Here is a 268-nt window from a genome sequence, read left to right as displayed (position 1 = left end):
GCCAATCTGCGGTCCGATCTTGGTGCTGCGGCTACGGTTACCAATATCATGGCCGTTAGACTGGTCGTCGGTCAGCTGAGTAGAAATGTATCCACCGACACCTGCTAACCAGTTCTGGGACACTCGATAGTTTAAGCCATAGTCTGCCACCAGCTGAACACCCGACTGGTAGTTTGTATCATTATTCTCCCAGCTGTAGTTCAGGCTGATCTTCGAGCTGAGCTCGACGCGATCCATTGGCAACCAGGTAAAAGCATAACCCATGTAC

The 268-nt window shown here is 51.1% G+C and carries 1 protein-coding gene; it reads right to left on the bottom strand.

Features of this window, described 5'->3' with window-relative positions:
* On the bottom strand, window positions 1-268 hold a 268-nt coding region (locus SB725_RS31515), incomplete at both ends, for a transporter (protein WP_410923342.1).

Source organism: Pseudomonas sp. SIMBA_041 (genome assembly GCF_046535095.1).
GTDB classification, from domain to species: domain Bacteria; phylum Pseudomonadota; class Gammaproteobacteria; order Pseudomonadales; family Pseudomonadaceae; genus Aquipseudomonas; species Aquipseudomonas mucoides.
The sequence above is the reverse complement of the archived record's forward strand: the minus strand, read 5'-3'. Positions and strand labels throughout refer to the sequence as shown.